At 63.6% G+C, this 15,484-nt stretch carries 11 protein-coding genes; 6 read left to right on the forward strand and 5 right to left on the reverse strand.

Going from position 1 to position 15,484, the window contains the following annotated elements; translation table 11 throughout:
* Positions 1-28 precede the first annotated feature (28 nt).
* The 3 genes from gltB to B4F07_RS07495 all read left to right on the forward strand — a co-directional run bounded on the left by gltB (position 29) and on the right by B4F07_RS07495 (position 5,996).
* Positions 29-4,558 carry a glutamate synthase large subunit gene (gltB, locus tag B4F07_RS07485; protein ID WP_293698215.1) on the forward strand — a complete coding sequence of 1,510 codons (4,530 nt, stop codon included), beginning with the start codon at positions 29-31 and terminating at the stop codon, positions 4,556-4,558.
* 258 nt (positions 4,559-4,816) lie between these two features.
* The gene (locus tag B4F07_RS07490) at positions 4,817-5,245 is read left to right on the forward strand and encodes a hypothetical protein (RefSeq protein WP_293698217.1); all 429 of its coding nucleotides are present in this window, start codon (positions 4,817-4,819) and stop codon (positions 5,243-5,245) included.
* A gap of 79 nt (positions 5,246-5,324) precedes the next feature.
* A complete protein-coding gene (locus B4F07_RS07495; RefSeq protein WP_293698219.1) occupies positions 5,325-5,996 on the forward strand; it encodes a glutathione S-transferase family protein in 672 nt (223 codons plus the stop codon).
* A gap of 127 nt (positions 5,997-6,123) precedes the next feature.
* On the opposite strand, the gene ubiG is transcribed toward B4F07_RS07495, so the two are convergent.
* Positions 6,124-6,873, reverse strand: a complete 750-nt coding sequence (gene ubiG / locus B4F07_RS07500) for a bifunctional 2-polyprenyl-6-hydroxyphenol methylase/3-demethylubiquinol 3-O-methyltransferase UbiG (RefSeq protein WP_293698222.1) — start codon at positions 6,871-6,873, stop codon at positions 6,124-6,126.
* A gap of 158 nt (positions 6,874-7,031) precedes the next feature.
* On the opposite strand from ubiG, the gene B4F07_RS07505 reads away from it, so the two are divergent.
* Positions 7,032-8,279: an aspartate kinase gene (locus tag B4F07_RS07505; RefSeq protein WP_293698224.1), complete on the forward strand. Its 1,248-nt coding sequence runs from the start codon at positions 7,032-7,034 to the stop codon at positions 8,277-8,279.
* Between the two features lie 356 nt (positions 8,280-8,635).
* Here the strand turns inward: B4F07_RS07505 and B4F07_RS07510 are convergent, their stop codons facing one another.
* The gene (locus tag B4F07_RS07510) at positions 8,636-9,169 is read right to left on the reverse strand and encodes a hypothetical protein (protein WP_293698227.1); all 534 of its coding nucleotides are present in this window, start codon (positions 9,167-9,169) and stop codon (positions 8,636-8,638) included.
* 15 nt (positions 9,170-9,184) lie between these two features.
* Between B4F07_RS07510 and B4F07_RS07515 the strand changes: the two genes are divergently transcribed.
* Positions 9,185-9,613: a hypothetical protein gene (locus B4F07_RS07515; protein ID WP_293698230.1), complete on the forward strand. Its 429-nt coding sequence runs from the start codon at positions 9,185-9,187 to the stop codon at positions 9,611-9,613.
* Positions 9,614-9,721: 108 nt separating this feature from the next.
* Here the strand turns inward: B4F07_RS07515 and katG are convergent, their stop codons facing one another.
* Positions 9,722-11,920, reverse strand: a complete 2,199-nt coding sequence (katG, locus tag B4F07_RS07520; protein WP_293698233.1) for a catalase/peroxidase HPI — start codon at positions 11,918-11,920, stop codon at positions 9,722-9,724.
* 367 nt (positions 11,921-12,287) lie between these two features.
* On the opposite strand from katG, the gene B4F07_RS07525 reads away from it, so the two are divergent.
* On the forward strand, positions 12,288-12,431 hold the full coding sequence (locus tag B4F07_RS07525; protein WP_293698236.1) for a hypothetical protein: 144 nt from the start codon (positions 12,288-12,290) through the stop codon (positions 12,429-12,431).
* A gap of 72 nt (positions 12,432-12,503) precedes the next feature.
* Here B4F07_RS07525 and B4F07_RS07530 read toward each other — a convergent pair whose 3' ends face one another.
* Together B4F07_RS07530 and B4F07_RS07535 are read right to left on the reverse strand one after the other, a co-directional pair.
* Positions 12,504-15,038 carry a TonB-dependent receptor gene (locus B4F07_RS07530; protein ID WP_293698239.1) on the reverse strand — a complete coding sequence of 845 codons (2,535 nt, stop codon included), beginning with the start codon at positions 15,036-15,038 and terminating at the stop codon, positions 12,504-12,506.
* A 90-nt stretch (positions 15,039-15,128) separates the two neighbouring features.
* A complete protein-coding gene (locus B4F07_RS07535; RefSeq protein ID WP_293698242.1) occupies positions 15,129-15,299 on the reverse strand; it encodes a YezD family protein in 171 nt (56 codons plus the stop codon).
* Positions 15,300-15,484 lie beyond the last annotated feature (185 nt).

Genomic DNA, 15,484 nt, shown 5'->3' on the forward strand with positions numbered 1-15,484 from the left:
ACGAACAAAATAGACCGTCAGGACGACAATGATGACCCATTATCCCACCCCCGAACACGCCCGGCTTGCCGAGCACGGCATGTATCGCCCCGACCTGGAATCCGATGCGTGCGGCGTCGGCATGGTCGCGGCGACCGACGGCAAGGCGTCGCGCCGCGTCGTCGAGGCGGCGATCGAAGCCTTGCGGGCGGTCTGGCACCGCGGCGCGGTCGATGCAGATGGCAAGACGGGGGACGGCGCGGGCATCCATGTCGACCTGCCGGTGCGCTTCTTCGACGATGCGATCGCCGCGTCAGGACATAAGGTGCGCCCGAACCGCCTCGCCGTCGGCATGATCTTTCTGCCGCGCACCGATCTGGAGGCGCAGGAACATTGCCGCACGATCGTCGAGGCCGAAATCATCGACGCGGGCTTCACCATCTATGGCTGGCGCCAGGTGCCGGTCGATGTGTCGGTGATCGGCGACAAGGCGCAGCGCACGCGCCCCGAAATCGAGCAGATCATGATCGCCGGGCCGCTGCCCGACGAACAATCGCTCGCCGAGTTCGAAAAGCAGCTCTACCTCGTCCGCCGCCGGATCGAGAAAAAGGTGATCGCGGCGCAGATCGCCGACTTTTACGTGTGCAGCCTGTCGTGCCGTTCGATCATCTACAAGGGGCTGTTCCTCGCCGAGAGCCTGGCGGATTTTTATCCCGACCTGACCAGCAAGCTGTTCGAAAGCCGCGTCGCGATTTTCCACCAGCGCTATTCGACCAACACCTTCCCGCAATGGTGGCTGGCGCAGCCGTTCCGTTGCCTTGCGCACAATGGCGAAATCAACACGATCCGCGGCAACAAGAACTGGATGAAAAGCCACGAGATCAAGATGGCCAGTCTGGCGTTCGGGGAGCATTCGGAAGACATCAAGCCGGTGATCCCCGCAGGCGCATCGGACACGGCGGCGCTCGATGCAGTGTTCGAAACCCTGTGCCGCGCCGGGCGCGATGCACCGACCGCGAAGCTGATCCTGGTCCCCGAGGCGTGGGTCAACGAGCCCGAGATGCCCGACGCGCACAAGGCGATGTATAATTATCTCGCCAGCGTCATGGAACCGTGGGACGGCCCCGCCGCGCTCGCGATGACCGACGGCCGCTGGGCGATCGCGGGCATGGACCGCAACGCGCTCCGTCCGCTGCGCTACACGCTGACCGCCGACAACCTGCTCGTCGTCGGATCGGAAAGCGGCATGGTGCTGCTGCCCGAGGCGAGCATCCGCAAGAAGGGCCGCCTTGGCCCCGGCCAGATGATCGCGGTCGATCTGGAGGAAGGCGTCCTTTACGAAGATCGCGCGATCAAGGACCGGATCGCGGGCGCCGCCGATTATGCCTCGCGCGTCAAAGGCTTTCGCACGATGGCGGATCTGCCCAAGGGCGGCAAGTCCAGCCTGCCGACCTTTGAGCGTCGCGAACTGCTGCGCCGTCAGGTCGCGGCGGGGCTGACCATGGAGGATATGGAGCTGATCCTGTCGCCAATGGTCGAGGATGCCAAGGAAGCCGTCGGTTCGATGGGCGATGACACGCCGCTAGCGGTCATTTCGGACAAGCCGCGCCACGTCGCGCAATTTTTCCGCCAGAATTTCAGTCAGGTCACCAACCCGCCGATCGACAGTCTGCGCGAACGGCATGTGATGAGCCTCAAGACGCGCTTCGCAAACCTTGCCAACATCCTCGACGAACGCGGCCAGAGCGATCACGTCCTTGTAATCGACAGCCCCGTACTGGTGGGTGACGATTGGGATCGGCTGCGCGCCTATTTCGGCGATGCGGTTGCCGACATCGATTGCACCTTCCCCGTCGGCGGCGACGCCGCGAGCTTGCGCGAGGCGATTGCGCGCGTCCGCCGCGAGGCCGAGGATGCGGTGCGCGCGGGGCGCAGCGAATTGTTCCTGACCGATCAGGCGATCGGCGAAGATCGGGTCGGCATGGCGATGGTGCTCGCCGCCGCCGCCGTTCACACCCATCTCGTGCGCAAGGGGCTGCGCAGCTACGCCTCGATCAACGTGCGCTCGGCCGAGGTGCTCGACACCCACGCCTTTGCGGTGCTCATCGGGGTCGGCGCGACCACAGTCCACGCCTATCTGTCCGAGGCCGCGATTGCCGATCGCCACGCGCGCGGATTGTTCGGCAGCGAGCTCTCGCTCGACGATTGCCGCCAGCGGTTTCGCAAGGCGATCGACGACGGCTTGCTCAAAATCCTCGCCAAAATGGGGATCGCGGTGATCTCCAGCTATCGCGGCGGCTATAATTTCGAGGCGGTCGGGCTGAGCCGCGCGCTCGTCAACGACCTGTTCCCCGGTATGCCCGCCAAAATCTCGGGCGAAGGCTATCAATCGCTGTTCATCAACGCGACCGAGAAACACGAGGCGGCGTTCGACAAGCGCGCCACCACCCTGCCCATCGGCGGCTTCTATCGCCAGCGCGCGGGCGGCGAAACGCACGCCTATTCGGCGCAGCTGATGCACCTGCTCCAGACCGCGGTCGCGACCGACAGTTACTCGACCTATCTGCAATTTTCGCGCGGGGTGGCCGACCTGCCGCCGGTGTATCTGCGCGACTTGATGGAATTCAACTATCCGGCGCAAGGCGTCGCGCTCGACAGCGTCGAGGCGATCACCGAAATCCGCAAACGCTTCGTCACTCCGGGCATGTCGCTCGGCGCACTGTCGCCCGAGGCGCATGAGACGCTGGCGATCGCGATGAACCGCATTGGCGCCAAGGCCGTGTCGGGCGAAGGCGGCGAAGCTAGCGAACGCTATCAGCCCTATGCCAATGGCGACAACGCCAACAGCAACATCAAGCAGATCGCGAGCGGCCGCTTCGGCGTCACCGCCGAATATCTTGGCGCCTGCGACGAGATCGAGATCAAGGTCGCCCAGGGCGCCAAGCCCGGCGAAGGCGGCCAATTGCCCGGCTTCAAGGTCACCGAGTTCATCGCCCGCCTACGCCATGCGACGCCAGGGGTGACGCTGATCAGCCCGCCGCCGCACCACGATATCTATTCGATCGAGGATCTCGCCCAGCTCATCTACGACTTGAAGCAGATCAACCCGCGTGCGCGCGTGTGCGTCAAACTCGTCAGTTCGGCGGGCATCGGCACCGTCGCCGCGGGCGTCGCCAAGGCACACGCCGACGTCATCCTTGTCGCAGGCAACACCGGCGGCACCGGCGCCTCGCCGCAGACCAGCGTCAAATATGCCGGCACACCGTGGGAAATGGGGCTGTCCGAAGTCAATCAGGTGCTGACGCTCAACGGCCTACGCCACCGCATCCGCCTGCGCACCGACGGCGGGCTCAAGACCGGGCGCGATATCGTGGTCGCGGCCATTTTGGGCGCGGAGGAATATGGCATCGGGACGCTCAGCCTGGTCGCGATGGGCTGCATCATGGTGCGCCAGTGCCACAGCAACACCTGCCCGGTCGGCGTGTGCACGCAGGACGAGAAACTGCGCGCGAAATTCACTGGATCGCCCGAAAAGGTCATCAACCTGATGACCTTCATCGCCGAGGAAGTCCGCGAAATTCTGGCCAAGCTCGGCTGCCGCAGCCTCGACGAAGTGATTGGCCGCACCGAATTGCTGCGCCAGGTCAGCCGCGGCGCCGAACATCTTGACGATCTCGACCTCAACCCGATCCTTGCGAAGGTCGATGCCCCCGACAACCAGCGCCGCTCGCACGGCCTGCTGCGCAATCCGGTTCCCGACAGCCTCGACGCGCAGATACTGAACGACGCGAAGCCGCTGTTCGATCGCGGTGAGCGGATGCAGTTGACCTACAACGTCCGCAACACCCACCGCGCCGTCGGCACCCGGCTGTCGGCCGAAGTGACGGCAAAGTTCGGCATGAACGGGCTTGCGGACAATCATGTCCAGATCCGCCTGCGCGGTACCGCGGGCCAGTCGCTCGGCGCCTTCCTGTGTAGCGGCATAACATTGGAAGTGTTCGGCGATGCCAACGACTATGTCGGCAAAGGCCTGTCGGGCGGCCGCATCGTCGTGCGCCCCACCGTGTCGAGCCCACTGGTCAGCCAGCACAACAGCATCATCGGCAACACCGTCCTCTACGGTGCGACCTCGGGCACCCTGCTCGCGGCGGGCCAGGCGGGCGAGCGCTTCGCGGTTCGCAATTCGGGCGCGCGGGTCGTTGTCGAAGGCTGCGGCGCCAACGGCTGCGAATATATGACCGGCGGCGTTGCCGTGATCCTCGGCCCCGTCGGTTCCAACTTCGGCGCCGGGATGACCGGCGGCATGGCCTTCATCCTCGACACCGACGGCCAGTTCGAACGCCACGCCAACGCCGAATCGATCGTCTGGCAACGGTTCGACAGCATCCATTGGGAAGGCGTGGTGAAAGAGCTGGTCGAAGATCATGCCAAGGCCACCGGCAGCAAATGGTCGAGCGAAATCCTCGCCGACTGGGATCGCTGGAAGGACCAGTTCTGGCAGGTGTGCCCGAAGGAAATGCTCAGCCGTCTCGCGCATCCGCTCAGCGATGCCGAAGCTGAGGTGGTCGCGGCGGAATAATCCTCCCTGTCGCGCAGCGATGGGGAGGTCGCAGCGCGAAGCGCTAACGGAGGGGGCCATGGCACGACCGGTGTTGCCCCTCCACCACCGCCTGCGGCGGCGGTCCCCTTCCCCATGGCTTCGCCACAGGGAGGATTGCTCATCCCGTTCCGACGGCACTTCATCGCAATGCGTTGGCACGTTCAGCCCAGCGAAAGCGTTACACCGCTAAGCACACCGCCTTTACCGAACCTTGCGTCCTCTGAAAGGATGACAGCCATGACCCGTTTCGCCCTGCTCGCCCTCCCCCTGCTCGCGCTCGCCGCGCCGCTCCCGGCCGCCGCCGACCCCGAACTGCGCGACACCGTCGCGACCCTGAACGATCCGGTGGCGCAGGACCGCATGGCCGACACGATCACCGCGATCGTCGGCGCGCTGATGCAGATGCCGGTCGGCCCGCTCGCCGACGCCATTGCGCGCGTCGATCCCGAATCCGACGCCGCCTATATCCCGCGCGACGCGACGCTCGGCGAGGTTGCGGGCCGCGATCCCGACTACGCCGACCGGATGGGAGCCGACGTCCGTGCGACGACGCGCATGGCCGGACAAGCCGCGTCGGCGCTTGCCGTTTATGCGCCGGTGCTCAAGGACATGGCGCGCGATATGGCCGCGCAATGGGAACGCGAACGCGCCGCACCGCGCCGCTAAGGCATAATCCACAATTCTCACCTGCTCGCGCGCGCCATAGCCGTTGCGCGCGGCGCCCCGCTGCCGCTATGCCGGACCCATGTGGCAACTCTATCAATTCCCGCTCTGTCCCTTTTCGCGCAAGGTTCGCCTGTTGCTGGGCGAAAAAGGCGTCGGTTATGATTTGGTACGCGAATCGCCGTGGGAACGGCGCGATGAATTCATCGACTTGAATCCGGCGGGCCGCACCCCCGTCATGGTCGATCAGGCGCGCGGCCAGGTGCTGATCGACAGCATGGCAATCGCCGAGTATTTCGAGGAAACCGTCGAAGGCAAGGCGATGATCAACGGCACGGCGGCGAACCGCGCCGAAATCCGCCGCCTGACCGCCTGGTTCGACCATGATTTCTATTATGAGGTCACCGGCCCGCTGCTGTTCGAACGGATGCAGAAACGCATCGTCCACCGCCAGCCCCCCGACGGCGGCGCGCTGCGCGAGGCGATGAAGGCGGCGAACAACCATCTCGATTATGTCGATTATCTGATCGACCACCGCACCTGGCTGGCGGGCGCGACGATGAGCCTCGCTGACCTGACCGCCGCCGCGCATATTTCGGTCGCCGATTATCTGGGCGGCATTGACTGGACAGGGCATGAGCAAACGAAAGGATGGTATTCGGGCCTGAAATCCCGCCCGAGCTTTCGACCGCTTCTAGCCGAGCGGATGGAGATCGTGACGCCGCCGAAATACTACGAGGATGTCGACTTTTGACGCGCCACGGAATGCAGAGCGTTCCGAAGCGTCAACCCCCGCGAAGGCGGGGGTCGTTGGCAGCCTTATTCAGCACCGCTGCGTAAACCGACAGCGGCCCCCGCCTTCGCGGGGGCGACGGTTTCTCTTAGCTATCTGGCCACCGTGCCGCGACCAGATAATTCAGCGCTTCGCTGCCACCCAGCTTGAAACCCTTCGCGGGCGAGGGCGACAGCCCGGTACGGTCGACGACCTCAAGCCCTGCATCTTCAAGCAACTTCGTCAACTCCTCGGGCTTCAGAAACTGGTCCCAGTCGTGCGTCCCACGCGGCACCGCGCCGACGCGTTCGGCGGCTTCGACGAGCAGCAGCTTCGACAGTATCGTGCGGTTCGGCGTCGACAGGATCATCAGCCCGCCCGGTGCCAGCCGCGCCGCGAGCTGCGCGATGAATGCCGCAGGATCGGTCACATGCTCGACCACCTCCATCGAGGTGACGAGGTCGAAAACCCCTCCCCCGTTCGACACGAACGGAATTGGGAGGTCGGCGAGCTCCCCGGCGAAATAATGGATATTGAGCCCCTGCCCCGCCGCATGATCCCGCGCCGCCGCAATATTCTCCGGCGCCGCATCGACCCCCGTCACCTTGGCGCCCATCCGCGCCAGCGGCTCGGCCAGCAGCCCGGCGCCGCACCCGACGTCGAGCGCGCCCCGCCCCGCCAGCGGATAACGCGCCCGCGTATCGCCATGCCAATGCGCGTCAATCTGCGCGCGGATATAGGCCAGCCGCACCGGATTGAGCTTATGCAGCATCGCCGACGACCCATGCGGATCCCACCAATCGGCGGCGAGCGCGCCGAAATGGGCGGCTTCATTCGGGTTGATTGTCGCGCTGCTCATGCGTCGCGATGTGGCACTCCCCCTCGCCCCATGCAAGAAATTCTATCCACTGCGGCGCCCGCTCCCCTTGCCTTCGCCCGCCCCCTTGCCTAACAGCCGAGCGCCGCCGAATTGTTCGAATGTTGCGGCAGAAACCAGTTTCTTGAAAGCGGGGCGACATGGCGCGGATCGTGATGAAATTCGGGGGCACGTCGATGGCGGGCACCGAGCGGATTCGTACCGTGGCGAAGCTCGTCGCGCGCGAAGTCGCCAATGGCAACGAAGTCGCGGTCGTCGTGTCGGCGATGGCGGGCGAGACCGACCGGCTGGTCAATTTCTGCCGCGAGGCGAACCCGCGTTACGATCCCGCCGAATATGACGTTGTCGTCGCGGCGGGCGAACAGGTGACCTCGGGCCTGCTCGCGCTCACCTTGCAGGCGATGGGTACCCCAGCGCGCAGTTGGCTGGGCTGGCAGCTCCCGATCCGCACCGAGGAAGCGCACGCACGCGCGCGCATTGCCGACATCGACACCGGCGCGCTCGCCGCCGCGATGGCGCGCGGCGAGGTGGCAGTGATCCCGGGTTTCCAAGGCCTGATGGACGACGGCCGTGTATCGACCCTCGGCCGCGGCGGATCGGACACCAGCGCGGTTGCCGTCGCCGCGGCGCTGAAGGCCGATCGCTGCGACATCTACACCGACGTCGACGGGGTTTATACCACCGACCCGCGCATCGTCGCCCGCGCGCGCAAGCTCGATTACGTCACATACGAAGAAATGCTCGAACTCGCGAGCGTCGGCGCCAAGGTGCTCCAGACGCGCTCGGTCGGGCTCGCGATGAAAGAGGGCGTACGCGTGCAAGTGCTCTCCAGCTTTGTCGAGGGCGACGAAGCCCCCAAAAAAGGCACGATGATCGTCAGCGACGAGGAAATAGAGGAACATCAGATGGAACGGCAGCTGATCACCGGCATCGCCCACGACAAGAATGAAGCCAAGGTCATCGTCACCCGCGTGCCCGACCGACCCGGCGGCGTCGCCAACATCTTTGGCCCGCTCGCCGCGGCGGGGATCAACGTCGACATGATCATCCAGAACGTCGGCCGCGACAAGGGTGAGACCGACGTGACCTTCACGGTGCCACAGACCGACTTGCTGCGCTCGATCGACCTGCTCGACGCCGCGAAGGAAAAGATCGGCTTCAACCGCATCATCAGCGACGACAAGGTAGCGAAGATCAGCGTCGTCGGGGTCGGCATGAAAAGCCATGCGGGGGTCGCGAGCACGATGTTCCGCGCGCTGGCGGATAGAGGGATCAACATCCAGGCCATCTCGACCAGCGAGATCAAGGTCAGCGTGCTGATCGACGAGGACGAGACCGAACTCGCGGTGCGCGTACTGCACACCGCTTACGGGCTGGATGCCGACTGAACAATCGCTGGCACGGCGGCTAACGACCGGTTGCGCACGTCATCCTCCCTGTGGCGAAGCCATGGGGAGGTGGCAGCGCGAAGCGCTGACGGAGGGGCAAGTGGCGCGACCATCGCCGCCCCTCCAGCATTCGCTTCGCGAACGGTCCCCCTCCCCATCGCTGCGCGACAAAGAGGATTTTGTCCTGATCGTCATCCCGGACTTGATCCGGGATCCATAGCCGCGCGGTCGTCATGGATCCCGGATCAAGTCCGGGACGACGAAACCACAGGACGTCCGGTTCGCACGCCATTCTCGTCGTTCGCCGCCGATTTGGAGCGAATGTCGGAAAGCGACCAAAAGCAGGCGCCAGCGCATCATTGAGTAGTGAGCGTAGTCTCGTCGCAGAAGATGCGAATGGCGAGGCCATTGATGAAGCTGACGTGCAAGCCCATCGGCTCTTGCGACCGCGCGATGTCCTCGTCCAGAAACGAGAGCCAGTCACATCCCTCATCGAAGTAAGCGATCTCTATGCCCTCATCGTCCAGAGGTGTAGATATCTCGCCAAGGTTGTTGAAAGCGACCCTCACATTTCCTGTGCAAGAAAGCGTAACCTTAGACGGCAGCTTGTCCGGTTCAAGTGCATGTTCATTGCGGGTGAAGCCCAGCTTGACCTCGCTTCCCGTTAGGTCAGTGCCAAAGCTTTCAAGGTCATAAGCGTTGTGGAGGTCGATGAACCTGTTACCCCAACGGACAACCGAAAAACCGTCGAACTGGAAGTTGCGCTTCAAGGTGATTGCCCCGCTTCGTGAACCGGAACCATGCAGGACAACGTGTCCGCTTTCCAACCCAAAGTCGTCATCCGCCCGCAGCCCACAAAAAAAAAACGCTTTCCTACAATATTTCACCATGCTTCATACTGTCAGATGGAACAAACCGCCCCACCCGCCGCGCTGCTCGCCGACACCTGCCTCGCCTTCGCGCCCGTCCCTCAACAGCGCCACCGCGCCGATGGCTGGACACCCGAAACGCAGGCCAATTTCATCCGCGCGCTCGAAGCGATGGGATCGGTGGGCAAGGCATCGCGCGCCGTCGGTATGGGACGCCGCTCCGCCTATCGCCTTCGCGAGCGCGCGGGCGCAGGCAGTTTCGTCGCGGCGTGGGACCGCGCGCTCTCCATGGGTCGCATCCGACAGTTTGACTATGCGATGGACCGGGCGCTCAATGGCGTCACCACCGTTCGCATCCTGCGCGGCGGGGCGATCGACGTCACCGGCGGCCCGGACATGGATGTCGTGCGGGCCGCGATGCGCGAGGATGCCGCGCCGCTTAAAGCCACAAAGGACACATTTTGAATGCTCCCATGCGGGGCTTTTGAGGCTTTAAGCCAAAAGAAAGACCCGCCCCCAGGCCCATGTCCCCGGGGGCGGGTCGCGACCCGTCATCCGATCGGCTGGTCCCGATCAGGCGAGGTCGAACCGGTCGGCGTTCATCACCTTGGTCCACGCCTTGACGAAGTCCTTGACGAACTTTTCTTCATTGTCGGACTGCGCATAAACCTCGGCGACCGCACGCAGCTCCGAATTGGAACCGAACACCAGGTCGGCCCGCGTCGCGCGCCAGGTTTCGCCGCCGCCCTTGCGGTCGGTGGCGACATATTCCTGATCGTCCGACCCATCGACAGCCTTCCAGACATTGGTCATGTCGAGCAGGTTGACGAAGAAGTCGTTGGTCAGCTGGCCCGACCGCTTGGTGAAGTGGCCGTGGCCGCGTTCGCCATGATTGGCGCCGAGAACGCGCAGCCCGCCGACGAGCACCGTCATTTCGGGCACCGACAGGCCGAGCAGCGACGCACGGTCGAGCATCATTTCCTCGGTCTTGATCGCCAGCTTTTTCTTGCCAAGGTAGTTGCGGAACGCATCGGCCTCGGGCTCCATCACGTCGAAGCTCTCGGCGTCGGTCTGTTCCGCGGTCGCATCGCCGCGGCCGCCGGTGAACGGCACCGCCACGTTGAAACCCGCATCCTTGATCGCCTTTTCCAGACCGACCACGCCGCCGAGCACGATGGCATCGGCGATCGACAGGTTGCCGCGCAGACCGTCAAGGGTTTCGATCACCTTCGCCAGCATCGCCGGTTCGTTGACCTCCCAGTCCTTTTGCGGTGCCAAGCGGACGCGCGCGCCATTGGCGCCGCCGCGGTGGTCCGACTTGCGATAGGTGCTGGCGGAGGCCCATGCGGTCTTGATCAGCTGGCTGACGGTCAGGCCGCTCGCGGCGATCTTTTCCTTCACCGCCGCCACTTCGGCGTCCGACGGCATCGTGCCCGCGGGGATCGGATCCTGCCAGATCAGGTCTTCGGCGGGAACTTCGGGACCAAGGTAACGAACCTTCGGCCCCATGTCGCGGTGGCACAGCTTGAACCAGGCGCGGGCAAAGGCATCCTTGAACGCTTCATGGTCATTGCGGAACTTCTCGCTGATCACGCGGAACTCCGGATCCATCTTGAGCGCCATGTCGGCGGTGGTCATCATGGTCGGAACCTTGATGTTGGGATCCCACGCCGCCGGGGCCATATCCTCCGGCTTCTGGTTGATCGGCTGCCACTGCTGCGCGCCCGCGGGCGAGTGGACGAGCTCATAGTCATAGTCGAGCAGCAGGCGGAAATAATTCTCGCTCCACTCGGTCGGGGTGTTGACCCACGATCCTTCGATTCCGCTGGTCACGGCATGTTCGCCGATACCGCCGCTGTCGTGGCTGCTGACCCAGCCGAAGCCCTGCGCGGCCAGGTCGCCGCCCGATGGCGCCGCGCCGAGCAGCGAAGCGTCGCCATTGCCATGCGCCTTGCCGAACGTGTGGCCGCCCGCGGTCAACGCGACGGTTTCTTCCGAATTCATCGCCATGCGCTCAAAAGTCGCGCGCATGTCGCGCGCCGATTGCAGCGGATCGGGATTGCCGCCCGGCCCTTCCGGGTTGACGTAGATCAGACCCATCTGGATCGCGGCGAGCGGACCTTCGAGCGCCTCCATGCCCTTGTCGGGATCGATGCGGGTCTGAACGCCCTCGTTCACCCACTTGTCTTCGCTGCCCCAATAAATATCGCGCTCGGGCTCGAACACATCGGCGCGGCCGCCACCGAAGCCGAACACCGGCCCGCCCATGCTTTCGATCGCGACATTGCCGGTCAGGATGAACAGGTCGGCCCAGCTGATCTTGTTGCCATATTTCTGCTTGATCGGCCACAGCAGGCGGCGCGCCTTGTCGAGGTTGCCGTTATCGGGCCAGCTGTCGAGCGGCGCGAAACGCTGCTGTCCGCTGTTGGCGCCGCCGCGCCCATCGGCGGTGCGATAGGTGCCTGCGGCGTGCCACGCCATGCGGATGAAGAAGGGACCATAATGGCCATAGTCGGCGGGCCACCACGGCTGGCTATCGGTCATCAGCGCCTTCAGGTCATATTTCAGCGCTTGATAGTCGAGCAGAGCAAACGCCTTCGAATAGTCGAAGTCGTCGCCCATCGGGTTCGACGGGCCGTTCGGGGTGAGCACCTCGGTCGCCAGCATGTCCGGCCACCAATCCTTGTTGGTGCGGCCAAGCAGCGAACGCACGCCGCCGGGCTGGTGAACCGGGCAACCACCCGCGGCATCAATGGGGGTCTGGTCGTTCATACAGTCTCTCCTTTTGGGGTTCTCGTTGAATTGGGGTGGCGTGGTACGATGACTGGCGCATGACGCGCGGGCGACCGGATGGTCACCGCTAGCACGTCGACAGGGGCCGGTCGCGAGTCGATTGGATCGTCCTTTCGCCTTGGGATGGAAAGGATAGGCCGACCCCGTCCATCGACATAACCGAATAAGGTGAATTCAGTCATTGAACGAACCGATTACAGCGGCGCAGGTTGCCGCAATCAAACGACGTTGGTCGCGCCGCCGCCACGCCCCGGCGAAACGGTCACGGCGCGGCGCAACATACTGGCCGAGCAGCGGGTTGGCTTGATGTCACCCGCGCAATGGCGTGACGAAATGGAGAGAGAAAGTGGCTAACCAAAACTCCAATGAGCAGCAGCAGCGCGAGGAAGAACAGCGTCGCAAGCAGCAGCAGCAGCAGGATGGCGGTCAGGATCGCCAGCAGGGCGGCCAGCGTCCCGATCAGGATAACGAAAAGCCGCAGCAGCGCTAAATATCAACTCACAGATAAAGGGGGCGCTCCTTGCGGAACGCCCCCTTCTCCCTGTCTGGCGAATGGGCCAGATCAGAAATTGAACTTGACCGTCCCGCCCCACGTCCGCGGGTCGCCCGGTTGGCCCGCGATCAGCCCGACATTGCCCGGCGCCACTTGCAACGTTTCGATATAATTGACGTCGAAGGCGTTGCGCACCCAGCCAAAGACATCAAAGCCGTCGGCGCGGAACCCGACGCGGAAATTGGTCAGCGCATAACCTTTCACATCGGTATAGATCGACGGCGACGCGTTCGAATTCCAGCGTGAGCGGTAATTGCCGTCGATACCCAGATAGACCTGGCCATCCTGGGCCAGCAGGGTGGCCGGAATGTTTGTTTCGGCGCCATAGGAAAACGCCCATTTCGAGACACCAGGCAGGTCGAAGCCGGAAATGTCGCACTCCCGCGGGCTGAGCGCGCCCGGCACTCCCGGCTGTGAATAATCGGGCGCCACATTGGCCGGTTGGAATGTCCCGCCAGAGAGTTCTGGCGGGCACGGCGCGTTGGTGAAAGATTTATATTTGGCGTCGGTATAGGCGCCATTCGCATAGGCCGTGAACCGGTCGCTGGTGCGAATTTTGAAGTCCGCCTCGATACCTTGCGACACCACTTTTTCGGCGTTCGCCAGATAGCCGCGCACGGTACCGAACTGGCCGCCGTTTACCGTCGCCTGGAAATTCTTGATCTCGGTGCGGAACGCGGTGAGGTTGAAGGTCGCTAGCCGGTTCAGGAACTGCGTCTTCAGCCCGATTTCGAAATGATTGACCGATTCCGGCTTCACGGTGCTGGCGCTCAGCACCGGCTGGTTGTTGGTATCGAGCGGCAAGCCATTCTGGTTGATGCCGACCGTCTTGAAGCTCTTGGCATAAGTTGCGTAGGCCAGCACGTCGGGTGCGAGCTTGTAGTTCACGTTCAGATCATAGCTGAAATTCCAGTCGCTGACCGACGGCTCGGTCAGCTGCGGCTGATAGACCCCGCACTGTGCGGTCAGCACCGCATTGCCCGCGGTCGCCGCCGGCGCGCAACTGGCAATCACCTGCCCCGCACCCGTGGTCACCACGCGCTGATAAAAGCCTTCTTTCTTGTCATAGTTGATGCGGATGCCCGGCTGGATGGTCAGTTCGGGGGTCAGCTTGTAGCTGAGCTGGCCGTAGAAAGCGGCGCTATCCGCTTTCAGGAACTGCGTGTTGGACGCGGTCAGGCCGTTCAGCACCTCGGGCCGGTTGTAGACATTGTTCGGATCGGTCGACGGCGCCAGGCTGTAACGCGTCGCGTCGATGCCTTGCTGCTCGGTCCCCTGTGTATCGATCCGCTGCCGGAAAGCGAAGAGACCGGCGACAAAATCGATCGTGTCACCTTCGTAATTGTAGCGGAACTCCTGGCTGTACTGGTCCTGCTGCGACGGGTTCTGCGACCGAGAAACGACCGAAGCGCCGGTGAAATCGCGATCGTTCTCGGGCAGCCAATCCCAAAAGCGCCATGCGGTGATCGAGGTCAAAGTGCCGGGACCAATGTCCCATTTCACCCGCAGCGACGCACCGCCAATTTTATTGCCGGCGCTTAGGCTGGCATCAATGTCGGTCAGGCGATCATAGACGTTCCGGCTCGGCACGATGTAATTGTAATTGGGATTGGCGGCCTGAAGCCGTGCAATAATCGCATCATATTGGCGGTTGAGCGCCCGCTGTGTTGTGCCGACGCGTACGAAGGCGGTGCCGCAGCATTCGGGATCCTGCTTGCTATAGTCACCCGCCAGCGTGATGTTGAGATCCTCATTGGGTTGAAACAGCAGCTGGCCGCGCAGGCCCAGATTATCCTGCTCGTTGATCCAGCGGTCGGTGCGCGTGTTGAACAGGGTACCGCGCCTGCTCGTCGCCGCGACGGCGATCCGGGCCGCAATCTTGTCGGTCAGCGGTCCCGAGACCGCGGCTTTCGCCTGTCGATAGTTCAGATTGCCGACGCTGACCTCGGCGCGCCCTTCGAAATCGAAGGTCGGCTGATTGGTCGTGATATTGATCGCTCCAGCAGTGGTGTTCTTGCCATAGAGCGTCCCCTGTGGCCCGCGCAGCACCTCGACCTGATCGACGTCGAGGAAGTCAAAGGTCGCGGCGGCGACGCGCGAATTATAGACGTCGTCAACATAGATCCCAACGCCCTGTTCGAACCCGTCGCTGGTCAAGCCGTACGGCACGCCGATGCCGCGGATGTTGACCGACGTGTTGCGCGGATTGGTGGTGTAAACCTGCAAGGTCGGCGCGAGCTGCTGCAACTTCACGACGTTGAAATTGCCCGTGGCCTCGATCGAATCGCCCCTGATGACGGAGATCGCGACCGGCACTTCCTGCGCGGTTTCCTGGCGGCGGCGCGCAGTGACGATGATGATGTCGCCGCGGCTGACATCGTCATCGACTTGCGCGGCGGCGGTCGCGGAAACGCCCTCTACCGCCGTTGCGGCGGGTGCTTCCTCCGCCGCGGCGGGCGTGGCGCCCAGCACGAGCAGGAGTGATAAAGTGAGCGATGATGCCTGCACGCGGCGGCGGCGGACGGACGGGTATTTTGCGGTCATGACAATTTCCTGTTGCAAAGAAAATTGCCACATCCGGTGGTCCAGTCTGCGGCAGGATGAGGGGAGAGGCCGCTTTGGGAGCGGTAGGGTTCAGCCCGGGTAGCGGTGCCGTTCGGTCACATCGACCTGCACCAGCCGCCCTTCATGGACGGTCAGCTGGATCGCGCCGAATTTTAGCTTTTCAAGCGCGTCGAGCACCGTCTGCACGGCGCGCGGCGTCTGCTCGGACCCGGCTTTCGCGGTCTCCTGGGCAGTGCTCATGATTATTCCTTTCCCTAGTGGATTCGCCGCCCAAGCATATGCCAAGTGTTTCGGTTGACAATGTTTGATTTGCTTTCTGCGCCGAAAGGTTCGGTTGTCGCGCCAAATGGATTCGCATCTGCGACGGGCCGATGGCGGCGATACTGGTAGGGATTGCGCGCGAGTCCTACTGCTGGCAAAGGCAG

Origin of the sequence: Sphingopyxis sp. UBA6723, assembly GCF_002454115.1 — a bacterium.
In the GTDB taxonomy this organism is placed as follows: Bacteria; Pseudomonadota; Alphaproteobacteria; order Sphingomonadales; family Sphingomonadaceae; genus Sphingopyxis.